The organism is uncultured Maricaulis sp., from assembly GCF_963976135.1.
In the GTDB taxonomy this organism is placed as follows: Bacteria; Pseudomonadota; Alphaproteobacteria; order Caulobacterales; family Maricaulaceae; genus Maricaulis.
In genome coordinates, this window is the sequence record NZ_CAXBKN010000169.1 from 1 (window position 1) to 2,825 (window position 2,825).

The window sequence follows — 2,825 nt, forward strand, 5'->3', positions numbered from 1 at the left end:
GCCAGCTTGCTGCCGGCTTTCGCGGCCGGGTCGGTTGCGGGACGTGTCGCGGTGCTGGCGACAGGCGCAGCACGAGGCTCGGCCCGCTTTGGGGCCGGGGCCGCCGGTGCCGGCGTCGGTGAAGGCGCTCCAGCCCGTTTACCGAACATAACGGGCTAGCCTCCGAACAGCTTGGAAACGATGGAACGCCTGCGCATCGGCGCGGCCGAACGCCCAGTCACCAGTCCAGCGAGATGGGCAAAGCCGTCAGCCGCCTTCGACTTCGGATCAAGCTCATGAATCATCTGACCATTATTGGCTGCCTTGCCAAATAATTGCGGCTCGAAGGGCAGCACCAGCGCCGGTGGCGTCCCCAGCGCATCGGCAAAATCCTTGACCGGGATCTCCGGGCGTTTCGGCATGCCGGCCATATTGATGACGACCTTTGGCAATTCATCATTGGGCCGCGCGCTGGCAATCAGGTCGAACAAATTCTTGGCGTTGCGCAGGGAGGCCAGGTCCGGGGTCACCGTGACGACAACCTGGTCGGCCGACAGCAGGGTGTCGCGCACCCAGGGCAGCCAGAGATGCGGCAGGTCGAGCGCGATGAAGGGAGCCTGGCGGCGCACCTTGTCGAGAACCATTTCGTATTCGGACGGGGTGAATTCCCAGTCCCGGTCCAGCGTCGCCGGGGCCGAGAACAGGCTCAGCCGCTCGGTGCAGCGCACCAGGAGACGGTCGAGCAGGGCGTCATCGAGCCGGTCCGGTTCATTGAGTGCATCGCCAAGGGTCTGGGCCGGATCCTGATTGAAATCGAGACCGGCGGTGCCGAAGGAGAGGTCGAGATCGACCAGGACCGCATCGGTCTGCAACCCTTCGGACAGCGACCAGGCGCAATTATGGGCGATCGTCGATGAGCCGACGCCGCCCTTGGCACCGATAAAGGCGATGGTCTTGCCGGCGAAGGGCTGATCGGGGTCGAGAAACAGGTCCGAGATCGAGCGAATCAGGTGCAGCGGCGTCATCGGCGGCACGAGATACTCGCTCACGCCGCGCTTCATCAGCTCGCGATAAAGGGCAATATCATTGGCCGCGCCGATGATGATGACCTTGGTCTCCGGGTCGCAGACGCTGGCCAATTCCTCGAGCTGTTCGAACAGGCCCTGCCCGCGCATGCCCGATTCCACAATCAGCAGATTGGGGGTGGTGGCGTCGTGATAACGTTCGATTGCAGCGGGAAGCCCGCCCAGTTCGACATCGATATGCGCCTTGGCGAGGCGGCGGTCACCGGCGGCATTGTGGACCAGGGCTCCGGTTTCAGGACGCTCGCAAAAGGCCGCGATCGAGATGCGAGGCACGGGCTGGTCGGCCGATTCCCGGTCGATTTCTCCATACAGGGCCTCGCCGGCCGGCATCGAGGCCTGGCTGGCCATGAACTCGTCCTGCAGCTCGGCAAATTCGGCGTCGAGCGACTGGGCCTGTCTTGGTGCTGGCGCCGCGGGCTCGGACTGATAGCTGTCGGTGAAGACATCGGCCTCGAGGGTCGAACCGGCACCGAAACGCCGGCTTCCCCTGTCAGCGTCCACCGGGGCCGCCTGTGGAATGACCGGGGCAGGCGCCGGCGCGGATTCGCCCAGCATCAGCCGTTCGATATCCGAAGCGTCGAGAAAAGGGTCGTCCCCATCGAGAATCACGTCCCTGTTCAGGGCATGTTTTGCGTCAGCCATGATCGCTCCTTCCGCCCCTCAACTAGTTTCCGACACTGCTAACGGCGCCACTTTCATGGTCGCTGCGCTCGCTGGTCGTCGATTCCCCTGCCCGGTAATGGTCGAGGACTGTCTGTCTGCGCCCGGCATCGGATGGATCCATATTGCGCGGTGCAATGAGATCGCGCGGATCGCTGATCATCGCGGCCAGATTGGTGGCCAGCGAACATCCGAAGCGCGCGGAATGATGATTGTCGAAATCAGGACGCTGATTCTCCCAGCCCTGCGGACAATCGGGCGCCACCGCGCGATAGCGCGTAAAGCTGAAGATCACCGCCGCATTGTCCTGCTGGCGCGCGTCATACGCGCCGCCGGAAATCTGGCGCCAGTCGAGGCCTTGCTCATAGAGAAAGGTGCGCGAAGCGGCGATGGCGCCGATCGCAGCGTCTTCATTGGCGGAACCCTGCGGATAGCTGATCACCAGCGGCCCATGGCCGCGAACCTTGTATTCGGTCGCGACCGCCCGGAGCATGTCTTCCTGGGCCCAGGTCAGACCATTGTCGCGCGGATCAACCGGCATATCGGCCCGAAAGGTTTCGGCGACGGCGGTCGGCTGCGGCAGATCAAGACCGACCGGCGTCGTCGAGCAGGCAGCCAGCATCATCGCGCCGAGACAGGCTATGAAAAGGCATTTCGCGCTGGTTTTCGACACGATCGGATACTCCACTAATCGAACAGGAAGCCAACGGGACCGCTCCAGCCCCGATCGCCGGTATCGGCGCCAGGAACGGAATAGATCCGGTTAAGGCGGCCAAAGAGCATGGCATCTAGCTCATTGGCATTCTGATAGCCGTCCGCCGGCGTCGCCATGGCGGCCGGGTTTGTCGGATCGACCAGATAGGGCGTCACCAGGATGACCAACTCGGTTTCCTGGTTGAGGAAATCGCGTGACCGGAACAGCGAACCGAGGATCGGCACATTGCCAATACCAGGGACCTGATCAAGATTTTGCCGGGTTTCCTCGCGGATCAGACCGGCCAGGACCAGGCTGCCACCCGATGGCAGCTCGACCGTGGTCTCGGTGCGATTGACCGTCAGGCCCGGAATCGTCATGCCGGGGATCACAATCTGATTGCCGGC

At 63.3% G+C, this 2,825-nt stretch carries 2 protein-coding genes and 1 pseudogene; all 3 read right to left on the bottom strand.

The genetic code is table 11. The features are described from left to right. Window positions 1–155: 155 nt before the first annotated feature. Window positions 156–1,706 carry an AAA family ATPase gene (locus tag AAC023_RS14205; protein ID WP_339741911.1) on the bottom strand — a complete coding sequence of 517 codons (1,551 nt, stop codon included), beginning with the start codon at window positions 1,704–1,706 and terminating at the stop codon, window positions 156–158. A 22-nt stretch (window positions 1,707–1,728) separates the two neighbouring features. Beyond that, complete coding sequence (locus tag AAC023_RS14210; protein WP_339741913.1) at window positions 1,729–2,397, bottom strand: CpaD family pilus assembly protein; 669 nt, start codon at window positions 2,395–2,397, stop codon at window positions 1,729–1,731. Window positions 2,398–2,411: 14 nt separating this feature from the next. Continuing rightward, window positions 2,412–2,825, bottom strand: a pseudogene (locus tag AAC023_RS14215) (type II and III secretion system protein family protein); the annotation flags it as partial.

Coding starts and splice junctions, on each gene's coding strand:
- AAC023_RS14205 (WP_339741911.1), bottom strand. CDS start 1,706: ATGGCTGACGCAAAACATGCCCTGAACAGGGACGTGATTCTCGATGGG.